This window comes from Bradyrhizobium sp. (genome assembly GCF_027451485.1).
GTDB lineage: Bacteria > Pseudomonadota > Alphaproteobacteria > Rhizobiales > Xanthobacteraceae > Bradyrhizobium.
The window spans coordinates 59506-83754 of the sequence record NZ_DAIDJE010000078.1 but is presented as its reverse complement, the minus strand read 5'-3'; the positions used below and the strand labels follow the sequence as shown (position 1 = coordinate 83754).

The 24249-nt window shown below is 61.9% G+C and carries 22 protein-coding genes, 1 tRNA gene and 1 riboswitch; of the genes, 13 read left to right on the top strand and 10 right to left on the bottom strand.

Annotated elements, in window-relative coordinates:
* Positions 1-644: 644 nt before the first annotated feature.
* Positions 645-1811, bottom strand: coding sequence for a DNA topoisomerase IB (locus NEZ08_RS10955; RefSeq protein WP_298106728.1), 1167 nt, complete (start codon positions 1809-1811; stop codon positions 645-647).
* A 403-nt stretch (positions 1812-2214) separates the two neighbouring features.
* On the opposite strand from NEZ08_RS10955, the gene acs reads away from it, so the two are divergent.
* Positions 2215-4164 carry an acetate--CoA ligase gene (acs, locus tag NEZ08_RS10950; protein ID WP_298106727.1) on the top strand — a complete coding sequence of 650 codons (1950 nt, stop codon included), beginning with the start codon at positions 2215-2217 and terminating at the stop codon, positions 4162-4164.
* 419 nt (positions 4165-4583) lie between these two features.
* Positions 4584-5093, top strand: a complete 510-nt coding sequence (locus NEZ08_RS10945; protein WP_298106725.1) for a L,D-transpeptidase — start codon at positions 4584-4586, stop codon at positions 5091-5093.
* A gap of 40 nt (positions 5094-5133) precedes the next feature.
* Here NEZ08_RS10945 and NEZ08_RS10940 read toward each other — a convergent pair whose 3' ends face one another.
* A complete protein-coding gene (locus NEZ08_RS10940) occupies positions 5134-5349 on the bottom strand; it encodes a DUF1674 domain-containing protein (protein ID WP_298106724.1) in 216 nt (71 codons plus the stop codon).
* Between the two features lie 171 nt (positions 5350-5520).
* Between NEZ08_RS10940 and NEZ08_RS10935 the strand changes: the two genes are divergently transcribed.
* The 3 genes from NEZ08_RS10935 to purH all read left to right on the top strand — a co-directional run bounded on the left by NEZ08_RS10935 (position 5521) and on the right by purH (position 10583).
* Positions 5521-6876 carry a transcription antitermination factor NusB gene (locus tag NEZ08_RS10935; RefSeq protein WP_298106722.1) on the top strand — a complete coding sequence of 452 codons (1356 nt, stop codon included), beginning with the start codon at positions 5521-5523 and terminating at the stop codon, positions 6874-6876.
* A gap of 195 nt (positions 6877-7071) precedes the next feature.
* A complete protein-coding gene (locus NEZ08_RS10930; RefSeq protein ID WP_298106739.1) occupies positions 7072-8763 on the top strand; it encodes a heparinase II/III family protein in 1692 nt (563 codons plus the stop codon).
* Positions 8764-8886: 123 nt separating this feature from the next.
* A riboswitch (ZMP/ZTP riboswitch) is annotated at positions 8887-8967 on the top strand.
* 23 nt (positions 8968-8990) lie between these two features.
* Complete coding sequence (purH, locus tag NEZ08_RS10925; RefSeq protein ID WP_298106720.1) at positions 8991-10583, top strand: bifunctional phosphoribosylaminoimidazolecarboxamide formyltransferase/IMP cyclohydrolase; 1593 nt, start codon at positions 8991-8993, stop codon at positions 10581-10583.
* Between the two features lie 48 nt (positions 10584-10631).
* Here the strand turns inward: purH and NEZ08_RS10920 are convergent, their stop codons facing one another.
* Positions 10632-11297 (bottom strand): glutathione S-transferase, encoded by a 666-nt coding sequence (locus tag NEZ08_RS10920; RefSeq protein ID WP_298106718.1) that lies wholly within the window; start codon positions 11295-11297, stop codon positions 10632-10634.
* Between the two features lie 193 nt (positions 11298-11490).
* On the opposite strand from NEZ08_RS10920, the gene NEZ08_RS10915 reads away from it, so the two are divergent.
* From NEZ08_RS10915 to panE, 5 genes are all read left to right on the top strand, one after another.
* A complete protein-coding gene (locus NEZ08_RS10915) occupies positions 11491-12066 on the top strand; it encodes a DUF2239 family protein (RefSeq protein ID WP_298106716.1) in 576 nt (191 codons plus the stop codon).
* A 90-nt stretch (positions 12067-12156) separates the two neighbouring features.
* Positions 12157-13506: an MATE family efflux transporter gene (locus tag NEZ08_RS10910; protein ID WP_298106714.1), complete on the top strand. Its 1350-nt coding sequence runs from the start codon at positions 12157-12159 to the stop codon at positions 13504-13506.
* 86 nt (positions 13507-13592) lie between these two features.
* Positions 13593-14204, top strand: coding sequence for a 2-hydroxychromene-2-carboxylate isomerase (locus tag NEZ08_RS10905; protein ID WP_298106712.1), 612 nt, complete (start codon positions 13593-13595; stop codon positions 14202-14204).
* A gap of 107 nt (positions 14205-14311) precedes the next feature.
* Positions 14312-15049, top strand: a complete 738-nt coding sequence (locus NEZ08_RS10900; RefSeq protein WP_298106710.1) for an SDR family oxidoreductase — start codon at positions 14312-14314, stop codon at positions 15047-15049.
* A 90-nt stretch (positions 15050-15139) separates the two neighbouring features.
* Complete coding sequence (panE, locus tag NEZ08_RS10895; RefSeq protein WP_298106709.1) at positions 15140-16063, top strand: 2-dehydropantoate 2-reductase; 924 nt, start codon at positions 15140-15142, stop codon at positions 16061-16063.
* 127 nt (positions 16064-16190) lie between these two features.
* On the opposite strand, the gene NEZ08_RS10890 is transcribed toward panE, so the two are convergent.
* The 3 genes from NEZ08_RS10890 to NEZ08_RS10880 form a co-directional block, all read right to left on the bottom strand.
* On the bottom strand, positions 16191-16778 hold the full coding sequence (locus NEZ08_RS10890) for a c-type cytochrome (RefSeq protein ID WP_298106737.1): 588 nt from the start codon (positions 16776-16778) through the stop codon (positions 16191-16193).
* 89 nt (positions 16779-16867) lie between these two features.
* A complete protein-coding gene (locus tag NEZ08_RS10885) occupies positions 16868-18133 on the bottom strand; it encodes a PQQ-dependent sugar dehydrogenase (RefSeq protein WP_298106707.1) in 1266 nt (421 codons plus the stop codon).
* A 248-nt stretch (positions 18134-18381) separates the two neighbouring features.
* Positions 18382-18456 (bottom strand) — tRNA-Gly (locus tag NEZ08_RS10880).
* Between the two features lie 46 nt (positions 18457-18502).
* Between NEZ08_RS10880 and NEZ08_RS10875 the strand changes: the two genes are divergently transcribed.
* The 3 genes from NEZ08_RS10875 to NEZ08_RS10865 all read left to right on the top strand — a co-directional run bounded on the left by NEZ08_RS10875 (position 18503) and on the right by NEZ08_RS10865 (position 20659).
* Complete coding sequence (locus tag NEZ08_RS10875; protein ID WP_298106705.1) at positions 18503-18817, top strand: hypothetical protein; 315 nt, start codon at positions 18503-18505, stop codon at positions 18815-18817.
* 111 nt (positions 18818-18928) lie between these two features.
* Complete coding sequence (gene trxA, locus NEZ08_RS10870; RefSeq protein ID WP_298106704.1) at positions 18929-19846, top strand: thioredoxin; 918 nt, start codon at positions 18929-18931, stop codon at positions 19844-19846.
* Positions 19847-19984: 138 nt separating this feature from the next.
* The gene (locus tag NEZ08_RS10865; RefSeq protein WP_298106735.1) at positions 19985-20659 is read left to right on the top strand and encodes an LON peptidase substrate-binding domain-containing protein; all 675 of its coding nucleotides are present in this window, start codon (positions 19985-19987) and stop codon (positions 20657-20659) included.
* Positions 20660-20662: 3 nt separating this feature from the next.
* Here NEZ08_RS10865 and NEZ08_RS10860 read toward each other — a convergent pair whose 3' ends face one another.
* The 4 genes from NEZ08_RS10860 to NEZ08_RS10845 all read right to left on the bottom strand — a co-directional run bounded on the left by NEZ08_RS10860 (position 20663) and on the right by NEZ08_RS10845 (position 24174).
* Positions 20663-21082, bottom strand: coding sequence for a hypothetical protein (locus NEZ08_RS10860; RefSeq protein WP_298106703.1), 420 nt, complete (start codon positions 21080-21082; stop codon positions 20663-20665).
* The gene (locus NEZ08_RS10855) at positions 21072-21944 is read right to left on the bottom strand and encodes an FAD:protein FMN transferase (RefSeq protein WP_298106700.1); all 873 of its coding nucleotides are present in this window, start codon (positions 21942-21944) and stop codon (positions 21072-21074) included. The genes NEZ08_RS10860 and NEZ08_RS10855 overlap by 11 nt, the downstream gene beginning before the upstream one ends.
* Before the next feature lie 19 nt (positions 21945-21963).
* Positions 21964-22437 carry an FMN-binding protein gene (locus NEZ08_RS10850; RefSeq protein ID WP_298106699.1) on the bottom strand — a complete coding sequence of 158 codons (474 nt, stop codon included), beginning with the start codon at positions 22435-22437 and terminating at the stop codon, positions 21964-21966.
* Positions 22438-22524: 87 nt separating this feature from the next.
* Positions 22525-24174, bottom strand: coding sequence for a hypothetical protein (locus NEZ08_RS10845; RefSeq protein WP_298106697.1), 1650 nt, complete (start codon positions 24172-24174; stop codon positions 22525-22527).
* Between the last annotated feature and the right edge of the window lie 75 nt (positions 24175-24249).

Sequence of the window (24249 nt, the reverse complement as noted above, 5' to 3'; positions counted from 1 at the left end):
TCCAATCTGCCGCACTCACTTTTCGCTTGTGGCGTCGGGCAAATCACTGGCAACTCTCTGCGCGTCCCGCGCTCTGAAACAGAGGGGCGTTTCGCGATCGTCACTTAACGCTGGGCGCGGGATGCGATGGACGCTTGTGGCGCAAGGGACGAATGCGCCAGCAAGCGGACGGCGAAAGCGTGTGGTCCTGACGCCCCGACGCTGGCGTTAACCTGGAGACGATGCTTCGCATCGCAGCAGGGATGGTGGCAAGAAAGCCCGGCTCACCAGGGAGAGCGCGCCATAAGCCGTAAACCAGCCGCGCGGGGAATGCCGGAACGTTTTCGGCGAACCTGCAGTGACGACCTCGTGTTTTCTTTTGACACGAGGCTGCGGGTGCGTTGAAGCGCCCGGCATTCCCTGCGCCCTCTGCAAGAGGGCAAAACGATTTTGCAGGACTCGGGTGAAGGAAGCCGCGGGAACGCGGAGATGTGCCTGAAGGATTCCGTCATTCCGGGGCGATGCGAAGCATCGAGCCGCAATCCATCACACCGCAGAACGTGTGGACGAATGGATTCTTAGGTGCGCAACAGCGCACCATCATTCGCGCTTCGCGTGCTCCGGAACGAGCAGGAGTGTGGAGATGCGGAGATTGAACGAACCGCTTACGCCGCAGCCGCTAGCACCACCTGCGCCAGAAGTTGCTCGCGTTTCTTCTGGGTGCGGTAACCCTTCATGGTCGCGGCAAAGCGCTCCAGAATGCCGTCCTCGAACGCAGTGACGATGGTGTCATGGACGTAGCTCTTGCGACAGATCGCGGGCGTGTTGGAAAGCTGGTCGGCGGCAGCGCGGATCGCCTCGAGCACCTGGCGCTTGCGGCCGTGCTGGCTCGACGCCGGCGAGACCCGCGACAGCGATTCCAGCACCACGGCGGAGGCCATCAGCGTGCGGAAATCCTTCAGCGAAATCTTGATGCCGGCGATCTCGCGCAGGAAGGCATTCACGCTCGTCGTAGAAACGGTGCGCACCGTGCCCGACGCATCGCGATACTGGAACAGGCGCCGGCCGGGCAGCGTGCGCAAAATCGGAATGGCGCGCACGAGCTTGGCCGCGTCGCATTCCTTGCGCACGGCCTTGCCGCCTTTGGCCTTGAAGGAGAGCACGAACGCGTCGTCCTCCAGCGTCACGTTGGATTTCAAAAGCGTGGTGGCGCCCCGGGTGCCGTTCATCCGCGCGTAGGTCTCGTTGCCCGGTCGGATCGCGGTGCGCGCGATCAGTTCGATTACCGCCGAGAGCGCGAACTCGCGGGTGGGCTCGTCGCCGGCAAGATGCATCGAGACGTGGCGGCGGATCTTTGGAAGCGCGCCGACAAGCTTGGCGAGGCGATGCGCCTTGCGGTGCTCGCGGACCTTCTCCCAGTCGGCGTGATAGCGGTACTGCAGCCGGCCGGCAGCGTCGCGCCCTACAGCCTGCAAATGCGAATTCGGATCAGGCGAATAGCGCACGTTCTGATAGGCCGGCGGCACCGCCATCGCATGCAGGCGGCGGATGGTTTTGGCATCGCGGATATGCGAGCCGTTGGCGCGCACGAAGGAATAAGTCTTGCCCCGCTTGACGCGACGGATGGTGAGCTGGGTCTGTTCGCCGAGGGTGAGGCCCAGTTCCCGCGCCAGGATCTCGACGGACGGCGCGGTCGCCGCGGCCGCCTTTTGGGCTCGCCTCCGCGGCTTGGACGGCCGCGGTTTCGGCCACTGTCCCAGCGCCTTGGCCAAAGCTATCTCCGGACCGGCCACATCCAGCCGCGCAGTCTCGAAATTCTGCTGATCCGTCATTGCTTTAGACGCCTTACTCCAACGCTTACCCTGCTAATGCCGGTTGATTCTGTTTGTTCCGGCCCGGGACCGGATGCCAAAAAGGGCATTTCGGCCTCGAACTGGCCATTTAGGGGGTATTGGCCGCGAGGGCTAGTCCCGGCCTTTTGTGGACTGGTCACTAAATACCTTTGGAAGGCGATGCAGCCCTGCCCTGCGGTCTTAAGTCCCAGGGCAAACGGCGTCAGTTCCGGGGGCCCGCGCAGCCCCTGCTGGAAGTTGATCCGGCGCAACGGACGAGCCCGCCGAAGGTCGTAATCGTTGCGCTTGTCGGCGTCGTTGGCGCGGGCGCATAATCATTCGCAACGATCAAGACGGCAGCCTTTCGGCGTTCGCGGGCCGCCATCGGGAGTGGAGGGATCAAATGTCCGAGAAGATTTACGACGTACCGGCGGATTGGGCGAAGCGCGCCTGGGTGGATGATGCCAAGTACCAGGAAATGTACGCGCGCTCGGTCAAGGATCCCAACGGCTTCTGGGCCGAACACGCCAAACGCATCGACTGGATGAAGCCCTTCACGAAGGTCGAAAATACCTCCTTTGAGCCCGGCCACATCTCGATCAAGTGGTTCGAGGACGGCGTGCTCAACGTCGCCTGGAACTGTATCGACCGCCATCTGGAAAAGCGCGGCAACCAGACGGCGATCATCTGGGAAGGCGACGACCCTTCCGAGTCCAGACACATCACTTACAGGCAACTCCATGACGAGGTCTGCAAGTTCGCCAACATCCTGCGAACGCGCAATGTGCAGAAGGGCGACCGCGTCACGATCTATCTGCCGATGATCCCGGAAGCAGCCTACGCGATGCTCGCCTGCGCGCGGATCGGCGCCATTCACTCGGTGGTGTTTGCCGGCTTCTCGCCGGACAGCCTGGCGCAACGCATCAACGACTGCCAGTCCAAGGTCGTGATCACGGCCGACGAGGGCCTGCGCGGCGGCAAGAAGGTTCCGCTGAAGGCCAATGTCGATGCGGCGATCGCCAAGACCGGCGGCGTCGACTGGGTCGTGGTGGTCAAGCGCACCGGCGCCAAGGTCGACATGAATCCGTCGCGCGACTTCTGGTACCACGAAGCCGCCGAGATGGTGACCACCGAATGTCCGTGCGAGCACATGCACGCGGAGGACCCGCTGTTCATCCTCTACACCTCCGGCTCGACCGGCCAGCCCAAGGGCGTGCTGCACACCTCCGGCGGGTACCTCGTCTTTGCCGCGATGACGCACCAATATGTCTTCGATTATCACGACGGCGACATCTACTGGTGCACTGCCGACGTCGGCTGGGTCACCGGCCACAGCTACATTCTCTATGGGCCGCTCGCGAACGGCGCGACCACGCTGATGTTCGAAGGTGTGCCGAATTACCCGGATAATTCGCGATTCTGGCAGGTCATCGACAAGCACAAGGTCAACATCTTCTACACCGCACCGACGGCAATCCGCGCGCTGATGCAGGGCGGCGACGCCCCGGTGAAGAAGACCTCGCGCGCCTCGCTTCGCCTGCTCGGCTCGGTCGGCGAGCCGATCAATCCGGAAGCCTGGGAATGGTATCACCGCGTCGTCGGCGACGGCCGCTGCCCGATCGTCGATACCTGGTGGCAGACCGAGACCGGCGGCATCCTGATCACGCCGCTCCCCGGCGCAACCAAGCTGAAACCGGGCTCGGCGACGCGGCCGTTCTTCGGCGTGGTGCCGCAGATCGTCGACGCCGACGGCAAGGTGCTGGAAGGCGAGGCGACAGGCAACCTGTGCATCGTAAAGTCATGGCCTGGCCAAATGCGCACCGTGTATGGCGATCACGCCCGCTTCGAGCAGACTTATTTCTCGACCTACAAGAACAAGTATTTCACCGGCGATGGCTGCCGGCGCGATGCCGACGGCTATTACTGGATCACCGGCCGCGTTGACGACGTCATCAACGTCTCCGGCCACCGCATGGGCACCGCCGAGGTCGAAAGCGCGCTGGTGGCGCACGTGCTGGTCTCCGAGGCGGCCGTGGTCGGCTATCCACACGACATCAAGGGCCAGGGCATCTATGCCTATGTCACGCTGATGGCGGGCACCGAGCCGACCGAAGAGTTGCGCAAGGAACTGGTGACCTGGGTGCGCAAGGAGATCGGACCGATTGCCTCGCCCGACCAGATCCAGTTCGCGCCGGGTCTGCCGAAGACACGCTCGGGCAAGATCATGCGCCGCATCCTGCGCAAGATCGCCGAGGACGATCCGGGCAGCCTCGGCGACACCTCGACGCTGGCCGATCCGGCCGTGGTCGACGACCTCGTCAGGAACCGGCAGAACAAGCGAACCACGGCGTAAGCGGAACCGCAAAACCAGTGCGCCTGACGATTTGCAGCGCGTCCTTCATAGGCCGCGCTGCCGACGCATCGCCGGGCACAAATGCATCCTTCGTCGTTCGGGAAATGTTGGGGCGGCGATCAACGAAGAGACAGAGCGGGCGGTTTCTTGCGCGCTCAGATTACAGGGCCGACGGCGCTCGTTTCACGCGTTTGTCATTCGAAGGTCGGCGCCGACGGACGTTTCCTCAAGCACTGTGGTTTTCCGGTCATTTACTTTATTTCCGACATTTTCTTTGCTTCCCCCTCGAAACTGCGTGCCGCGACGTCCGTGCACAACGCCGGGTTAATGGACGCGGTTAATATGCGAAGTAAGGGCCGGTCGCGCGGGGCTGGTCTCGCTGTTCCTCGGTATTCGAGCGGGCCATATTGGAGCGGACAATGTCTTTGAGGATGACGGTGGCGGCGGCCACCATCGGCATGGGGCTTCTGGCGAGCAATGGCGTCCAGGCACATCCCGAGATGGTCGACGTGAGCAGCGAATACTCCCCGGGAACGATCGTGGTCAAAACAAACGAACGCCACCTCTATCTCATCCTCGATTCCGGCCACGCCGTTCGTTATCCGGTCGGCGTCGGCAAAAACGGCAAGCAATGGTCCGGCACCACGCGGATCAGCGGCAAGTACCGCAACCCGGCCTGGTCTCCGCCGGCCGAAGTCAAGCACGACATTCCGAGTCTTCCCGATGTCATTCCCGGTGGCTCGCCGCATAATCCGATGGGGGTTGCGGCAATGACGCTGGAAGGCGGCGATTACGCCATCCATGGCACCAACAGGCCGGGGTCGGTCGGCGGCTTCGTCTCCTATGGCTGCATCCGGATGCTCAACCCCGACATCACCGACCTCTATGACCGGGTTTCGGTCGGCACCCCGGTGGTGGTAACGCGCTGATCGCGGCGGCGGAACACGCCTGCGATTGGGAGTCGCCGCCTCAAAAGTCTGAGGCGATGCCCTTGCTCTCCCAGTCGCCGTATCGCGTCGGCTCGGGTCCCTTCGGCCCTTGAAACTCCTTCGGCAGCGACTTTGCTTCAAGCGCGGCAGCATTCCGCCGCGCTTCGGCTTCCGCCAGCGCGCGTTGGGCAGCGGGCGGCAGCTTGCTTTCGCTAATGGATGCGCGCCGCTCTGGCTGCGATGTCTGTTCCGTCATGGCTGCTCACCTCGAAGTCATACGTCGGATTCTTATAATTGGCATATTCTCATGGCAAAGCGATTCCTGCTGCCGGTGGTCCAGCATTCCCGTCCCTTCTCCGCAGCAACTGCCAACCGCCACCGGCTGACGTCCGGATTGCTGCACCCAAATACAAGATGTACCCGCTCCATGCCCCCGCAACGATTCGCTCTGCCCACTGAAGCGCCTGGCCTCGCCGCGCGGCGGATCGCAGCCGACATTCTCGATGGCGTCCTCCACAAGCACCGCACGCTTGACGAACAACTCGATGGCGCGGCCGCGCATCCCGGACTGAAAAGTCTTTCCGACCGCGACCGCGCGCTGATGCGGCGCCTGGTCGCAACGATCCTGCGGCGGCTGGGTACGCTTGGCCATGTTCTTTCACGGCTTCTTGATCGCGGCATTCCCACCGACGCACCCCGCGTGCAGAGCGCGCTGCTGATTGGCGCCGCGCAAATTCTCTGGATGGACGTGCCCGACCATGCCGCGGTCGATTTGTCGGTGCGGCTCGTCCAGTCGGATCGTCGTGCGGCGAAATATGCCGGCCTCGTCAACGCCGTGCTGCGGCGCTGCGCGCGGGAGGGCCAGCCGCTGATTGACGAGGTAAAATCGAGAAATCTTGACGTTGCGCCATGGCTGCTCGCGCGCTGGTCGGCCCATTACGGCGAGACGATTGCGCGCGACATCGCGATTGCAATCGGGCAGGAGCCCTCGTTCGATATCACGGTGAAGTCCAATCCGGCACAATGGGCGACACGGCTGCATGGCGAAACGCTGCCGACCGGCTCGGTCCGCACGCTACTGCAAGGCTCGGTGACGACGTTGCCGGGCTTCGCCGAGGGCCAATGGTGGGTGCAGGACGCGGCCGCTGCCCTGCCGGCTCGGCTGTTCGGTGACATCAAGAACAAGCAAATCGTCGACCTCTGCGCCGCCCCAGGCGGCAAGACCGCGCAACTCGTTCACGCCGGTGCGCAGGTCACCGCGGTCGACCGCTCGCCCGCCCGCATGGCGCGGCTCCGCGACAACCTGACTCGGCTGTCGCTCAGTGCTGAATTCGTGGTGGCCGACGGCGCCGAGTGGCTCGGCCAGAGCCAGGGCGCGGGTTTCGACGGCATCTTGCTCGACGCCCCCTGCACCTCGACCGGAACGATCCGGCGTCATCCCGACATCGGCTGGCTGCGTCAGGAGTCCGACATTGCGCCACTTGCGGCCGCCCAGAAGCGGCTGCTGCAACGCGCCGTCGCGGCGCTCAGACCCGGAGGAACGCTCATCTATTGCACCTGTTCGCTCGAGCCGGAAGAAGGTGAGCAGGCGATATCGGAATTGCTGAAGTCCGAATCTGCGATGCAGCGCGTTCCGATCGCTGCGAGCGAGGTCGCGGGCCTGAGCGAAATCCTTAACCGAGACGGCGATCTGCGTACCCTGCCCTGTCACCTGCCGCATGCCGATCCGAGGCTTGGCGGGCTGGACGGGTTTTACGCGGCAAGGCTCGTGCGGCGGAATTAAACGGCATTGTCGGCTAAATCCTGATTTTGCACCGGTTTTTGCGCCTGCCGCGCTGATTCGGACCGTTTCAAGGTGGTGTTTTGGCTGCATTTCCGGATTAAAAGGAGCCGGAAAGAATCCTCCCAGCCAAGGCAGGGCGTGTCACAACGCAAACGTATCTCGACGCTGATTCTCGGCCGCGTTGCGCGCAACCTGATGGCGCGGGCAAGCAGCGGCTCGGCGGCATTGTCCTCAATATGGCCAAGCCGGACCGATCGCCTCATCATTGCCCCGCATGATCTGCGCACGGCGGACGCAACGCGCGCGGCCGAAATCTACGCTGGCCGCTTCGTCTTCGCGGGTAAAATCGTCACCTGCCACGGCCGCTCGATTTTCGAGCTCGAGCCGCCATCGGAGGATTGGGAGGTCGCGCTCCTCGGCTTCGGATGGCTTCGCCATTTGCGCGCCGCTGATACCGCGCTGACCCGCGCCAACGCCCGCGCGCTGGTCGATGACTGGCTGTCGAACCCGAACTACAAACGACCGATGGCGCGCCGTCCCGACGTGCTGGCCCGGCGCGTCGTCTCGCTCTTGTCGCAGGCGCCGTTGGTCCTCGGCGATACCGACGGCAAATTCTATCGGCGCTATTTGCGTGGGCTTTCGCGCGAAATCCGTTACCTACGCTCCGCTACGATCGACATCGCCGATGGCGTGCCGCGGCTCCAGGTATTGATCGCGCTCTGTTACGCCTCGCTGTGCCTGGCTAATCAGGCGCGCCACATCCGCACCGCCGCGCGCAAGCTTTCGGAGGAGTTGCAACGGCAAATCCTGCCCGACGGCGGACATATCTCGCGCAACCCCGGCGCGCTGATCGAGCTTTTGACCGATCTCCTACCACTGCGGCAGACCTTCGCCGCGCGCAACATCGCGCCGCCGCCGGCCTTGTTGAACGCCATCGACCGCATGATGCCGATGCTGCGCTTCTTCAGGCACGGTGACGGCAGTTTCGCATTGTTCAACGGGATGAGCAGCACGCCTTCTGACGTGCTGGCGACCTTGCTGGCCTATGACGACACCCATGGCGTGCCGATGTCGAACATGTCGCACACCGGGTTTCAGCGGCTCGACGCCGGCAACACCGTCCTGATCATCGACACCGGGCCAGCGCCTCCGCCAAGCGTCAGCCAGGACGCGCATGCCGGATGCCTTTCGTTTGAGCTCTCCTCAGGCACGAGCCGGCTCGTCACCAATTGCGGTATGCCGTCCACCGGCCGCGACAATTGGCGGAGCTTTGCCCGAGGCACGGCGGCCCATTCGACGCTGACCTACCACGACACATCGTCGTGCCAGTTCGTGGAGTTTTCGGCGATGAAGCGGCTGTTGCAGGGCGCGCCGATCGTCAGCGGGCCGACGGAGGTCGAAAGCTATCGCGAAGCCGTGGCCAATGGCGTGCTGCTGACGGCTTCGCATGACGGCTACCTCAACCGGTTCGGCGTGATTCACCGCCGGACGCTGATGCTCGCACCGGACGGCACGCGGCTCGATGGCGAAGATAGCCTGGTTCTGGCGTCCAACGGTCGAAGCAAGGTCAGTGAAACCGATTATGCGCTGCGCTTTCATCTTCACCCCGCGGTGAAGGCAAGTCGTCTCAGCGACGCCAGAGGCGTGATGCTGGTGCTGCCCAACCGCGATGTCTGGATCTTTGAGGCGCTCGACGACAGGGTCGACCTTGAAGACAGCGTATTTCTGGCCGGCAATGACGGGCCGCGCCGCACCTCCCAGATCGTGATCCGCCAGGAGTCACACCGTGCGCCGTCCGTTCGCTGGAGCTTCGTGCGCTCGACTGCCTCGCCATCGGCAACCTCAGCAAGACGCGGTGCGCGCCACGAACCGGAACTGCCGCTTTGAGAGCGCCTTGATTGTTACTTGCGCAAGGGTGCCAATAAGATTCCTTCGCTGGGCGTGAGAGTACGGCTATTTGGCGACGCTCTATCTTACCGTTGTGAAGGACACTGAAAGCTGCTACTCAGCGCTCGCTCGCGCGACTGGCGACTTTGGATGGAGCACCATCGGGAAGCGCGGGAATTTCTGCCGTGCGCCTGGGCATCAGCACTCCTGAACGAAGGATTTTGCCCATGACCGATCAACTACGCCGCGTTACCCGCGCTCTGCTCTCTGTTTCCGACAAATCAGGCCTGCTCGAATTCGCGCGCTCGCTCGCTCTCCAGGGCGTCGAGCTCGTTTCGACCGGCGGGACCGCGAAAGCAATCGCGGAAGCCGGCTTGAAGGTCAAGGACGTCTCAGAGCTGACCGGATTTCCGGAGATGATGGATGGGCGCGTCAAGACGCTGCATCCGAAAGTGCACGGCGGTCTGCTCGCCATCCGCAACAAAGCCGATCACGCCGGCGCGATGAAGGCGCATGATATCGCACCAATCGATCTGCTGGTCGTCAACCTCTATCCGTTTGAAGCCACCGTCGATAAAGGCGGCAATTTCGAAGAGTGCATCGAGAACATCGATATTGGCGGACCCGCGATGATCCGCGCCGCGGCGAAAAACCACAACGATGTTGTTGTCGTTGTCGATGCCGGCGATTATCAGGCCATTCTTGATGAACTCAAGGCCCATCAGGGCGCAACCACACTGCACTTGCGACGGCGTCTGGCAGCAAAGGCCTATGCGCGGACGGCCGCCTACGATGCGGCGATCTCCAATTGGTTCGCTTCCGAAATCAATATTGAAGCGCCGGATTTCCGCGCCTTCGGCGGTCGCCTGATTCAGTCGCTACGGTACGGCGAAAATCCGCATCAGAAGGCGGCATTCTATCGCCTGCCCGAAAGGCGGCCCGGCGTCTCGACGTTGCTCCAGTTGCAGGGCAAGGAGCTTTCCTACAACAACATCAACGACACCGATGCGGCGTTTGAATGCGTCGCCGAATTTGATCCAAGACGCACCGCGGCCTGCGTCATCGTCAAGCACGCCAACCCTTGCGGCGTTGCCGAGGGCTCCGATCTCGCCACAGCTTACCGCCGCGCGCTTGCCTGCGACTCGACCTCGGCCTATGGCGGCATTATCGCGCTGAACCGCACGTTGGACGTGGAGACGGCGAAGGCCGTCACCGAGATCTTCACCGAGGTCATCATCGCACCCGGCGCAACCGATGACGCCATCGCCGTGGTCGCCAAGCGCCGCAATCTTCGGCTGCTTCTGACCGGCGGACTGCCCGATCCCCGGGCCAGCGGGCTGACAGCAAAGACGGTCGCGGGCGGTTTGCTGGTGCAGAGCCGCGACAACGCCGTGATCGACGACATGGTGCTGAAGGTTGCGACCAAACGGGCGCCGACCGAAGCGGAGATGCGCGATCTGATGTTCGCTTTCCGCGTGGTCAAGCACGTCAAGTCGAACACGATCATCTATGCGAAGGATCTCGCCACCGTCGGCATCGGTGCGGGCCAGATGAGCCGGGTGGATTCGGCGCGCATCGCCGCGCGAAAGGCAGAGGACGCCGCGCGCGAGCTAAAGCTCGCCGAGCCGTTGACCAAAGGATCGGTCGTCGCTTCCGACGCCTTCTTCCCGTTTGCCGACGGCATGCTGGCCTGCATTGAAGCGGGCGCCACCGCGGTGATCCAGCCCGGCGGCTCGGTGCGGGACAACGAGGTCATCGAAGCCGCCGACGCCCACAACATCGCCATGGTGTTCACGGGGGTGCGCCACTTCAGGCATTAAGCCCTCGGCAGTCCGCGCCTGCGGCGAAGCCGAAGGACAATAATCTGCTTACTTGCCGACTGCGTAGGGTCCGCCTCTTTCCAGCGCGCGCTGGTAGGCGGGCCGCGCGTGGATGCGCTCCAGAAATGCCATCGCCTTGGGATGGCCCTGCTCGAGGCCGCCGCGCGCTGCCGCCGCCTCCAGCGGAAAGCTCATCTGGATGTCGGCGGCGGTGAAGGCTTCGCCCGCGAACCACTCGCTCTTGGCGAGCTCGCTTTCCCAGAACGCCATGTGCAGCTTGAGCTGCGGATTGACGATGGCCAGAAGCGCCTGATTGCAGACCTTGCGTACCAGCGGACGAAGCAAGGCGGGCGAGCGCCGCGGCATGATCGTGAACAGCAGCTTCATCAGCAACGGCGGCATGGCCGAGCCTTCGGCATAGTGCAGCCAATAAGTATAGCGCAAACGCTCCGGCGTATCGGGCGGCGGGATCAGCCGTCCGTTGCCGTAACTGCCGACGAGGTATTCGGCGATCGCGCCGGACTCCGCGATCGTTTTTCCGCCGTCGGTGATGACGGGCGATTTTCCAAGCGGGTGAATGGCGCGGAGCTCGGCCGGCGCCCGCATGTCCGGCTGACGCTGATAGCGCACAATGTCGTAGCCGACGTTTAGTTCTTCCAGAAGCCACAGCACCCGCTGCGATCGGGAATTGTTGAGGTGATGGACCGTAAGCACGTGAACCCCCAGATGTGCCGAAGCGGTTTGGCGGTTTGTCAGACCGAGACTTCGTAGCAGCGGACCATGCTGTCAGCGATGACGAACGCGCTCAACGATCGAGGCTCTCGAATATTTTATCCGGGTAATATTGATTTGTAATTTACCCGGATATAAATTGGCGACCGTTCTCAATTTCCGAGATTGATCCAGGATGCAAAGCCCCACCCCGCAGTTCACAGCCTTCATCGGACCACGGCTGTTGGCATCCGGCCCTTTGGCCGAGGTTGCGCTCGCTGTCAGGAAAGCCGGTCAGAGCCCCGCAACTGGGCCCATCCTGATCTTCGACGATGCCACGGGCCGCCCGGTCGACTTCGACCTTCGCTGCAAGAGTTTCGAGTCGTCCACCGAGGAAATAGCGAGCGCTGAGCCGCGCGGTCGCGGCCGTCCCAAACTCGGAGTGGTGGCCCGCGAGGTGACGCTGTTGCCCCGGCACTGGGAATGGCTCGCGAACCAGCCGGGAGGCGCCTCCGTGGCCCTGCGAAAACTCGTCGACGAGGCGCGCCGGACCAGCGGCGATCGAGATCGTCATCGTGCGGCAAGGGACGCGGCCTATCACTTCATGTCGGCGATGGCGGGTGATCTGCCCGGCTTCGAGGAGGCCTCACGCGCGTTGTTTGCTGGCGAGCGGCGGCGTTTCAGCGAACATATCGCCGGTTGGCCCGAGGATGTCCGCGACCACATCATCAAGCTTGCCTTCAGCGATCGCGCCGATACTCAAAGCGCCTGATCGGACATCAATCGCGCTCTACCTGCTGCAGTTTCAAGCCTCCAAGTTGCAGATCTCCAATCCGCTACACCGCTTCACAAGGAGAAGCCCGTGTCTGATCACACGCCTCTCTGGAAGACATTCCTGTTCTTCCTCGCGCCGATGATGCTGACCAACATCCTGCAATCGCTGTTCGGCACCATCAACGGCGTCTATCTCGGTCAGATGATCGGCGTGGACGCATTGGCGGCCGTGTCCACTTTCTTTCCGATAATGTTCTTCTTCATCTCGTTCGTCATAGGACTGGGCGCGGGCGCCAGCGTGCTGATCGGGCAGGCCTGGGGGGCACGCGAACCGGACAAGGTGCGGTCGGTGGCGGGGACGACGCTGACGGTCGCCCTGCTCGGCTCGGCGATGATCGCGATTTTCGGCGGCCTGTTCTGCCGGCAGCTCCTGATCGTACTCGCGACTCCGCCTGCCATTCTCGACGCCGCGGAATCTTATTCCCGCATCATGCTGGTCTCGATGCCGCTGACTTTCGTCTTCCTTCTGCTGACTTCGATGCTGCGCGGCACCGGCGATACGGTGACGCCGCTGGTGGCGCTGGCCATCTCGACCGGGGTGGGCCTTCTGACAACACCTGCTCTGATCAAGGGGTGGCTCGGTCTGCCAATGCTCGGTGTTTCCAGCGCGGCATGGGCCTCGGCGGTCTCAGGCGTGTTCACGCTGTTGTGGCTGACTCTGGACCTTCGACGCCGTCACCATGTCCTGGCCTTCGACGCCGCATTTCTGCGCGCGATGCGGATCGACGGAGTCCTGCTCCGCAAGGTTCTCAATATCGGAATCCCCTCCGCCGCCGGAATGGTGAGCATGTCGCTGGCGGAATTGGTGCTGCTTGGGCTTGTCAACGGCTTCGGCGCCGGAGCGACCGCCGCCTATGGCGCTGTCAACCAGGTCCTGGGCTATGCCCAGTTCCCGGCGGTGTCGATTGCCATCACGGTCTCGATCTTTGGTGCGCAGGCGATCGGCAGGGGCCACTCGAACCAGATCGGCTCGATCGTGCGTACAGGACTCGTCATGAATCTCGTCCTGACCGGCAGCCTGGTCGCGCTCGCCTACCTGCTGTCACGCATCATCATGGGCTTCTTTATCGTCGATCCCTCGGTTCTTGAACTCGCCCAGAGGCTGCTCCGTATCGTCTTGTGGAGCTCGGTGGTGTTTGGGATGGCGCTGGTATTTTCAGGAGCGATGCGCTCCAGCGGAACAGTATGGGCACCATTGTCGATTCAGATCTTCGCAATCGCCGGAATCGAGGTGCCCGCCGCGTTCCTGCTCGGCCGGGTCATCGGGATCGACGGTATCTGGGCGGCCTACCCGATCGCGTTCAGCGCAATGTTCCTGCTGCAAATGGGCTACTACCTGCTGGCATGGCGCAAGCGCGCCATCAAGCGGCTGATCTGACCAAAGTATGATAACCATCATAACAGGATAGACGCGGGACGCCAGCTGCGCCACAATGCAACCTGTTCCGGCAACGCGAGGCGCTCATGAGTCCGACAGCTCCGCAATTCTTGTTCGATTTCGGCAGCCCCAACGCATTCCTCAGCCATGAGGCGATCCCTCCAATCGAGAAACGGATCGGGGTGAAATTCGAATACGTGCCGATCCTGCTCGGCGGCATTTTCAAGGCCACCAACAATCGCTCTCCGGCCGAGACGCTAGCCGGCATCAAGAACAAGCGCGAATTCCAGGCAATTGAGACACAACGCTTCCTGAAGCGCTTTCAGGTCAAGCCTTACACCTGGAACCCGTTCTTTCCGGTCAATACGCTGAACTTGATGCGCGCTGCGGTCGCCGCCCAACTCGAAGGCGTTTTCGAACGATACGTCGACGCCGCCTTTCATCATATGTGGGTCGAGCCGAAGAAGATGGACGACCCGGAAGTTGCGCTTGCCGCGCTGACCGCATCCGGCCTTGATGCAGCGAGGCTGTTCGCCCGCGCCATCGAAGCCGACGTGAAAGCGAAGCTGATCGAGAATACGCAGGCGGCCGTCGAGCGCGGCGCCTTCGGCTCACCGACGTTTTTCGTTGGCGATGAGATATTCTTCGGCAAGGAGCAGTTGCGCGACGTCGAGGAGATGGTGCAGTTGGGTCGGTAATCTTTGTCTGTGCGAGGAACAAAGCGGGGAAGCAATCCAGGCCTTCATATGTCTCCGGATTGCTTCGCCTCGCCGCAGTGACGGGTGACGTGAGCGGAGAACGAATCATGCAAAGGCGCAACGCTACCGTGGCCGTGATCGGCGCCGGCGACTATATCGGCGCCGAAATCGCCAGGAAATTCGCCGCAGAAGGCTTCACCGTATTCGCTGGCCGGCGCGACGGCGCCAAGCTCGAGCCGCTGGTGCGCGACATCGAGGCGGCGGGCGGATCGATCGTGGCGCGCGCGCTGGACGCGCGCAAGGAAAATGAAGTCGAGGCCTTCCTCAGCGAGGCTGACCGGCACGCTCCGCTTGAGGTGAGCATTTTCAACGTCGGCGCCAATGTCAATTTTCCGATTCTGGAGACCACCGACCGCGTGTTCCGCAAAGTTTGGGAGATGGCCTGCTGGGCGGGCTTTCTTGCGGGGCGCGAGTCGGCACGCCTGATGCTGCCGCGCGGCCAGGGCAACATCTTCTTCACCGGCGCGACGGCATCCCTGCGCGGCGGCAGCGGCTTTGCCGCCTTTGCCAGCGCCAAGTTCGGGCTCCGCGCGGTTGCACAATCCATGGCGCGCGAACTCGGTCCGAAAAACATCCATGTCGCGCATCTGATCATCGATTCCGGCGTCGATACCGCCTGGGTGCGTCAGCGGCGCGAACAGCTCTGGGGCAAGGAAGCGCTCAACAATCCGGATCTGCTGATGCCGCCCGCCTCGGTGGCGGCCTCCTATTGGCAGCTTTATCAGCAGCCGCGCAGCGCCTGGACATTCGAACTGGAAATTCGCCCGTTCGGGGAAAAGTGGTGACGGGACAATGGCGAGCGCGAGTGGTGTATAGCGGATTGACTTGCTACTATTCGCCATTCGCCATCGCCAAAAAGAAAAGGACGTCGTCCAATGCGTATTCTTGTCGTGGGAGCCGGAGCGATCGGCGGATATTTCGGCGGACGATTGTTGCAGGCCGGCCGTGATGTGACGTTTTTGGTCCGCGCCAAGCGGGCAACGGAACTCGCCCGGGACGGCCTCGTCATCAAGAGTCCCAATGGAGACGTGACGCTGGAAAATCCGCCCGCCGTGCAGGCCGACACGCTCAAGGAAAAGTTCGACGTCGTGCTGTTGAGTTGTAAGGCGTTCGACCTCGATGACGCGATCGAATCGTTTGCTCCCGCAGTTGGACCACAGACGGTGATTCTCCCGCTGCTCAATGGGATGCGTCACCTCGACGTCCTCGATGATCGCTTCGGTCGGGAGCGTGTCATCGGCGGCCAGTGCGGTATTGCCGCGACGCTCGATGAAAATCGTCACGTTGTGCAGCTGACGCCGGTGTTTCAGTCGCTCACTTTTGGTGAGCGCGACGGGACCATGTCGGATCGAGTGCAGGCCATCGCGGCGAATTTTGCTCCGGCCAACATCGGTTCGCAGGCGAGCGACGACATCATGCAGGAGATGTGGGAGAAGTGGGTGCTGCTCACCACGCTTGCGAGCTCGACATCCCTGATGCGCGCGCCGGTCGGCCATATCTTGGCTGCGCCCGGTGGCCGGGACTTCATCCTGGGCGTTCGCGACGAATGCATTTCTGTCGCAAGGGCTGCCGGCTACACTCCGCGCGAGGCATTCCTGAGCCGCATCAACGGAATGCTGATGACAGAAGGGTCTCCACTCACCGCCTCAATGTTCCGCGATATCAAGGCCGGTGCGCGGACCGAGGCCGATCACGTGGTCGGCGATATGATCGCACGCGGCGACGCTGCAAAGGTACCCCTGCCAAAACTCAAGGTCGCCTATACGCACCTGAAGGCCTATGAGAGCCAGCGCGGGTGATCGCTGTTTTAGCGCTCGTCCTTGATGCAAAGCCCCGCAGCCACCGGCACCATTACAGGCGGCGACCGGCGTCATCGAATTCGATGAAGCTGCGGCTACGGGTCCCGGCATTCGCCGGGAGAAGATCCTACAAATGCGCCAGATAATGCGCCAGTGCGGTGATCTCCTCCTCGCTCAAGGGGTAGGCGACATCGGCCATCGCCGCCATGCCGCCGCCGGATCGCGCGCCGGACTTGTAGTCGTGCAGCGCCTTCAAAAGATATTCCTCGCGCTGGCCGGCGATACGCGCCACCGCGCCCTTGCCCGCGAAACTGTCGGTATGGCAGTTGGCGCAGCGCCGGCCGTTCGCCGCCTGCGCACCCTTTTTCGAAAGGTCCGGGTTGTCATCCTTTGTCGCTTTTGGCGGCGTGAGTGACGCGAAATAGGCCCCTAAATTGCGAATATCCTGGTTGTCGAGCTGTTCGACAATTGACTGCATCTGCTCGCTTTTGCGCGAGCCGCTGCGGAAGAACACCAGTTGCCACTGGATGAATTGATCGGGCTGACCGGCCAGCGAGGGCACGTTTTCCGTTTGCGAGATACCGTTCTCACCGTGACAGGTAGCGCAGAGTTCGGCCTTCTTCTTCACGGCCTCCATGTCGGCGGCGGGCGAGCTTGCGGTTGAGGCAATCGACCAGGCGGCTGCGCAGAAAACGCTCAAAAAAAATCGGCGCATCACCGGTACCGCTCCGTTTCATCTACTGCTGAAAGCAAAATCTGCGGCCGCCCATTGCCAGGCGGCCGCAGCTTTTTGGAGTTGAGCTTCTACTTGCTGTAGCTGATGCGATAGATCGCACCGGCCCAATCGTCGGCGACGAGAATCGATCCATCCTTGTTCAGGATGATGTCGTCAGGACGGCCGTGGAAGCTTTGGTCACCGTCGAGCCAGCCTTCGGCGAACACCGTCTGCTTGGCATTCTTGCCGTCCGGATCGGCGGTGACGCGAACAATGCGTGCACCCTGATACTTATGCCGGTTCCACGAGCCATGCTCGGCGATCAGAATCGAGTTCTTGTACTCGGCCGGGAACATATTGCCCGTATAGAACTTCATGCCGAGCGGGGCGACGTGCGCGCCGAGCTTGAGTACGGGCGGCGTGAACTCCGAGCACTTGTGGCCCATGGCGAACTTCGGATCGGGGATGTCTCCCTCGTGGCAATACGGATAGCCGAAGTGCTCGCCGAGCCGCGAGATCATGTTGAGCTTGTCGCTCGGCGTATCGTCGCTCAGCCAGTCACGCGCATTCTCGGTGAACCAGTATTTTCCGGTACGCGGATCGACATCGCCGCCCACGCTGTTGCGGACGCCAAGCGCGACCAGTTCGGCATTGCCGGTCTTGGGATCGACGCGCCGGATCTGCGACACGCTGGTCGGCGGAATGCCGATGTTGAAGGGCGGTCCGAATGGAACGTAGAACCAGCCATCCTTGTCGGCGGCGAGATACTTCCAGCCGTGCGCAGCATAGGAAGGCATGTCGTCATAGACCACCTTGCCTTCGCCGAGCTTGTCGAGATTGTCTTCGGCGTTGTCGTAGCGGATCAGCTTGTTGACATTAATGACGTAGAGCGCGCCATCCTTGAACGCGATGCCGGTGGGCATCGGCGGATTGAGACCCTTGAGGATGGTCTTGACCTCTTTCTTGCCGCCCTTGTCGGTGATGGCGTAGACGTTGCCGAGACCGAACGAGCCGACGAACAGCGTGCCCTTGTCGCCCCAGGCCATCTGACGCGCGGCGAGCACGCCGGAGGCGTACACCTCAATCTTGAAGCCCGGCGGCAGCTTGATCTTCTTGATTGTTGAGGCCAGCTCCGCGTCAGAGGAGCCGGTCGGCGGGCCCATTTTCGGGGCAAGACCCTTCTGGGTCTGGGTCTCGTCGCCGAGGAACCAGTCGTCCGGCGGATGGGTCCAGAATTCCTTGTTGCCGGACTCATAGTGCTTCAGAGCCTTGTCCTGCGCTTTGGCCTGACCGGTTGCCCCCGCCACGAGGATCGCTGCGAGCGCAAGAATAGATCGATTGAAAGCCGATTTCATCGCGTCTCTCTCCCTGTGCAGCCAAGGCGGCTGCGATCTTTGTTTTTTATGACAGCTCCGCCGCAGAATCGTCCGCCTGCGGCAAGGCTGGAAAAATCCTAGCATATCCTTGGCGAGAGAGAAGCGCGCAAGGTCCGAGCCTTAAGTCGATATCGAGGCTGCGCGACAGGGATCACAGCGGTTTTCGAGGGAAACTCCGCCGAATGACAGGCCGATGCACGCACCCGGCGCTGCATGTTGCGGAAACCTGGAGCGGGCGAAGGGATTCGAACCCTCGACCCCGACCTTGGCAAGGTCGTGCTCTACCCCTGAGCTACACCCGCATCCTTGGGAAGCGTCACCTCACGTTTATCGGGTGACGTCTGACCTATGCCAAATGCGGACAGCGAATGCAACAGCCAGCAGCGCACAATCGAAAATAGCTTAAGCGCCCGATATTACTGCCATTTTGCCGAAATCGGCCGGAAATGGCCTCGAGCGGTCTCCGAAATCGCCGATGGCCCGAAACTGCGCCGGCTGGAGGCTCGATCGATTCGGGCGAGGATTGCTTTCAATCGGCCTTGGCCATGGCTGACCGTCTATGAAGAAGAGCGCGGCGCCGTCCTGAGACAACAACGCCCAATCCGCGCCCGATGGCGCCGTGTGGCGGCCCGCATCCTCGGCCAAATCCGCGAAACCGATTGAAATTTCGTAAGCAGCCGCCATTTGGGGGAGAAGTTCTGAACGGCGAGGCCGGAGCGTGCTAGACAGTCGCGGCCGGCCAGACCACTGGCAAGACATCAGACGAGGATTTCCGTGACGATAATAGAGCAGGGCAATGGAGCCGCACCGCAGGCAACACCCGATCTGATCAAGGACACGACGACCCAGAGTTTCGTCAAGGACGTGATCGAGGAATCCAAACGGCAGCCGGTGCTGATCGATTTCTGGGCAAAGTGGTGCGGCCCCTGCCGCCAGCTCACGCCCATCCTTGAAAAGGTCGTCCGCGCCGCCAGGGGCAAGGTCAAGCTGGTCAAGATGAACATCGACGAGCACCCGGCGATTCCGGGCCAGATGGGCATCCAGTCGATTCCGGCTGTCATCGCCTTCGTCAATGGTCAGCCCGCCGATGGCTTTATGGGCGCTTTGCCGGAGAGCCAGGTCACGGCGTTCGTCAACAAGCTCACGGCCGGCGTGCCCGGAGAGCCCAACATCGCAGAGGTGCTCAAAGAGGCCGAGACCGTGCTCGCCGACGGCGATGCCGCGACCGCCGCCTCGATCTACGCGGAAGTTCTCGCCGCCGATGCCACCAATATCCCAGGCCTTGCGGGACTGGCGAAGTGCTACGCCACGACCGGCGCAATGGACCGGGCCAAGCAGACGCTGGCGATGGTTCCGGAATCCAAGCGCGGCGACGCCGCGGTCAAGGCCGTCCAGGCCATGATCGATCTGGCCGAACAGGCAAGCTCGCTTGGGCCGCTTGCCGACCTTGAACAGAAAGTCGCCGCAAATCCGCTAGACCATCAAGCACGGTTCGATCTCGCCACGGCGCTCAACGCCGCCGGCAAACGCACGGAGGCGACCCAGCAGCTGCTCGAAATCATCAAGCGGGACCGCAAGTGGAACGAGGACGGCGCCCGCAAGCAGCTGATCCAGTTCTTCGATGCGTGGGGCGCAACCGATGAGGCGACCGTTGAAGGAAGAAAGCGGCTGTCGACGATCCTGTTCTCGTAATTCCGAGCCCCGCCGCGGCCGAGCAACTTCCACTAGCTGGTGGTCCTTCAATTCTAACGTTTGCAAAAGCGCCTGCCATATCGCGATTCAAATGTTAGAATTGGATCACCAAAGGCACGATATGCGCTGGTGACCGCAATGCCGATCAATGCCGAATATCGCGGACCCTCCGACCTGCCCGAGATCATTCCGGTGTTTCCGCTGCCCGGCGCGCTGTTGTTGCCGCGTGGGCAGATGCCGCTTAACATTTTCGAACAGCGCTATCTCGCCATGGTCGACGACGCGTTTCGCGACGGACATCGCCTGATCGGGATGATCCAGCCCGACGTCTCGCACTCTCCGGACGAGACCCACCCGAAGCTGTTTCAGGTCGGCTGCGTCGGACGCATCACCCAGCTCGCCGAGTCGGGCGACGGCCGCTATATCCTCGAGCTCACCGGCATCTCCCGCTTCAAGGTGGTCGAGGAACAGAGCGCGCTGACGCCCTACCGGCAGTGCAAGGTCGATTATTTTCCCTATATCGACGATTTTACCGCGCGAAAGGGCGAGGAAGCCGTCGATCGAGAGGCGCTGCTCAAAGCGCTGATGGATTTTCTCAAGGCCAACAACCTCAAGGTCGACTGGGAAGGCATCGAGAACGCGCCGAATGAGGCGCTGGTCAATGCGCTTGCGATGATGTCTCCCTACGGGCCACCAGAAAAGCAGGCGATGCTTGAAGCCCCCGACCTCAAGACACGCGCCGAAATCCTGATCGCGATCACCGAGATGGATCTCGCCAAGAAGCGCACCAGCAACGACACCGGATTGCAGTAGCGGCTAACGCAATTTTCGCCGGCCCCAGTAGATATGCAGCGGAAACATCAGGGCCAATGAAAATCCGGCGGCGATGTGGGTCCAGCTGATCCACGGCCGCAACGTTTCCGAACCGAGGTAATAGAGCCCGAAGGCTGTCCCGATCAGGATAGCATTGAACGTCGCCATCACAGCTCCGGAAACGCGATTCGTCCGGCTTCGCCAAGCACGCATGAGATGAATCGGAATGAGCGCGCCGACCATCATCAGTGTCACCATGGCGGCGCCGCCGTGTGTCATCAGGAGATACGCAATCGCCTGCTGCCAGATTTCATCACCGGAAATCTCCTTCCGCCAATCCGCAACAAGCCATCCCACCCCGGTCAGAAACAGGATGGCAAAGGCTGCATAGATCGCGAGGCGGAATGGGAGTTTAAGCCGCAAGGTGCACCGCGTGTTGCCAATCGGGGGTGATCTGGAGACCGCGGTCGGAACCAATCAGTAGCGCACTTGCGCTGTACTGCTCGATCAACTCGGTTGCGCCCGTTCCGGCAATCATCACGACCTTCGTCAAGGCGTCGGCGATCATGCAGGAAGCCGCCCGCACGGTCGCCCCGTCGTTGGCACAGGCGGCCACCGTGGCACGAGGGTCAATAATGGCCGGCCTGGCGGTTTCCGTGGAATGGAAGGGATCAAAGCGACGCGCCGTCGTCGCGAGCGCCGCGTCGACGAGTTGGATCTGACAGACGATGCGGCCGGGATCGCGTGGATGGCGAATGCAAACGGTTCGGGTTTCCTCGCCGAAACAAGCAAGATCGCCGCCTGCATTCACGATCGCGTTCACGACGCCCCGCTCGCGCAGAATACTGAGCGCGCGATCGACCGCAAAGCCTTTCGCGATCCCGCCAAGGTCGATCCTCACGCCGGCATCTCGAAAGCCAACCACATTGCCTTCCAAGAGCATGATCGCGTCGGTCGCTCCTGGCTCCGCCGTGAGCGAGACGTCTCGGCCGGTCTTCGGCAAAATCCCTGCCGCCTGAAGGCCCGGAGCTACGGCGACATCAAAAATTCCGTTCGACCGCCGGTTCATTTCGAGCGCCGCTTCCAGGACTTCGAACGTCAGGGCATGCACGGGGACCGGGCGAACGTGAGCTTCCCGGTTGAGACGGCCGACATCGCTGTCCGGGTCGTGAAAACTCATCAGCTGATGCACAGTCGAGACCGCCTCGAACGCGGCTTCGACCGCGCTCAGGACATCGGGCTGAAACGACCCGGCCGCCTCGATTTCGACGAACGTACCGAGCAAGGGTCTGGCCCGGCGTACGCTATTTGAGGCGGCTGCCATAGGTCGCCAAGATCCGTTTCACGCCTTCGGTAACATGCGTCGAGGACAGCGTGGCACCCGCAATATTCCTGATATCTCCGTTGATCTTGAGCGGACTCGCGTTCGTCTTTCCGACAAATTGCGCGAGCCAGCTCGGGCTTCGGACCTCGCCGCCGTAAGATTCGCGATATTGCAGGATTTCGACCTTGTGCACCGCTCCCGTTGTCGTCAAAGCAACGGCATAATCGATATAAAGGTGCTTGCCGACGACCCGGTCGAAGATGAAATAACCGACGACATGGCCACCAGCCTCGGCTTTCCATATCCTTCCCGCCTGAACTGCGGTGAACTGGGTGGCCGATGGGAAGGCCTGCTTCTGCGCTTCTTCAATCGAAAGATACTCCATCGCATAGACCGGAGAGACGACCGAAGCGATCGCCGTCACCGGCAGTGCAAATCGAATCCATTCCGTCATAGATCACCTGATGCCATCACTTCCATGTCTTTGCCTCCCGCGCCAGCTGCGACGCACGGCCTTCGCTAACCTCATACTTGTCGCGCGCTAAAAGAAGAAGCCGACCCCGCCAAGATACGAATCCGAAAGCGCGCCGGCGAGGCTCTTGTCGATCACCCTTTGATATTCGGCTTTCAGCACGACTTTCGGCGACGGGAATACGGCGACACCAGCGGTGTGAAATTGACGTTGTCCCGCGCCGGTTGGCAGGTTGAAATCGGTTCCAGCGAATCCGCCGGCCTGAAGATTCTCGTAGGTGTAGTTGTAGAACGGCACCGCTTCCCAGTCGCTCTTCAGGATGGTCCCGAGCGGGACGTGGTAGGCGATCTCGCCCGAATAGCCGAACATCGATGCTCCAACATTGTCGGTCGGATCGCTATCGTTGTTGGCGCGCAGGTTTGCCGGATTGCCGAAGCCGACATGGACGTATTCGCCCCGCAATTCCAGCCCTGTATCGGGTACCCGATAGCGGAATTCGGCATCGAACATGGCGAGGCTCGAACTGCCGAGGAGGTTGCCGAGATCGTCATGGGCGCCGCGCGGCGTGGTATTCGGCGAGTAATAGGCGCTGACGCTGCCGTTGAAGCCTGGGAGAAATGGCGGCGAGAAGTCGAGCCGACCGGACACCGCGAGTGCGTTTGATAGCTGCTCGAAGCCGCCGATTGGAGGCTTGGAGAACGCGAGCGCGTTGAGCCCATCGATACCAGGCAAATAGGGTATGCCGGGCGGCGGCACGGTTTTCGCCGCCGTGCGATTATCAAAGGAATCGCCATAGTCTTCGTTGGTGGCGCTGAGCATCACCTGATAGCTCAGACCATCGGTGATCGAGCCGTAGACGCTGGTGGCGGGCGCCATCCAGGTCGATGGAATAAGGCCGTTGTAGAGCTCGGGCCGATAGACGCTATAAAACTGTGTCGGTTCGTGATGCACGTTGATAAATCCGATGGGTATCAGATCGACGCCGGGCGCACGCCAGTTGAACTGGTCGATGATCTTGAAATCGATCCAGAGCTGCTCGATCTCGGCGGTACCGTGCATCTTGTCGTCGTTGTCGAACGCTGAGCCGCCGTGCTCGAATTCGATCTCGGCATTGAAGATGATGTTGTCGGTGATCGCGTAAGTCGGCAGCAGCACCATTCGCGCGGTGTCGAACCCATTCTGCCACTGACCGCCCGCCGCCGGATTCTGCGTTCTGCCGAACAAGACCTCGCCGTAAGCGCCGATACTCAAGCCGGTAACCGGCGAAGGGGCAAGACCAAGAATTGGAAGGTCGGATGCCGGCATGGCGAGGTCCAAATTATCTGTCTTGGTCGCAGGCTTGCCTTGGGGGGACGGCGCCGGTTCTGCCGCAGCGACCGCTCGGTCGTTCTTGCCTGCATCTGCCTGAGGCGCCTTTTTAGGCAGCTTTTCGGTCGATGCAGCCTGCTTCTTGTCGAGGGGGGTCTTCTTCTCTATCGGCGAAGGTTGTGCTGCGGCATCGGCCGCTCGCTTCTGCTTGAGTTCAGCTTCGAGCAACTCAATGCGCTGCTCCATCGCTTCCATTTTTTTCAGTACAGCCTCGTTGACGTCACCTTCAGCCCAAGCGCCATGGCAGGCGAGCGCCGAAACGGCCGTCGCTGCCAGGAGCGTCCGACGGCTCGAACGGCCAAATGGTTGGAATCGCCACGCGGAAGCGCGCGAAATGAGATGAAGCGGCATGGATCCCCCAATCCGCGAAGGTCAAGAACTCCGCGATTTCGGGGACAGCTAATAGTGGTTGCCGTTGAAGGAGGG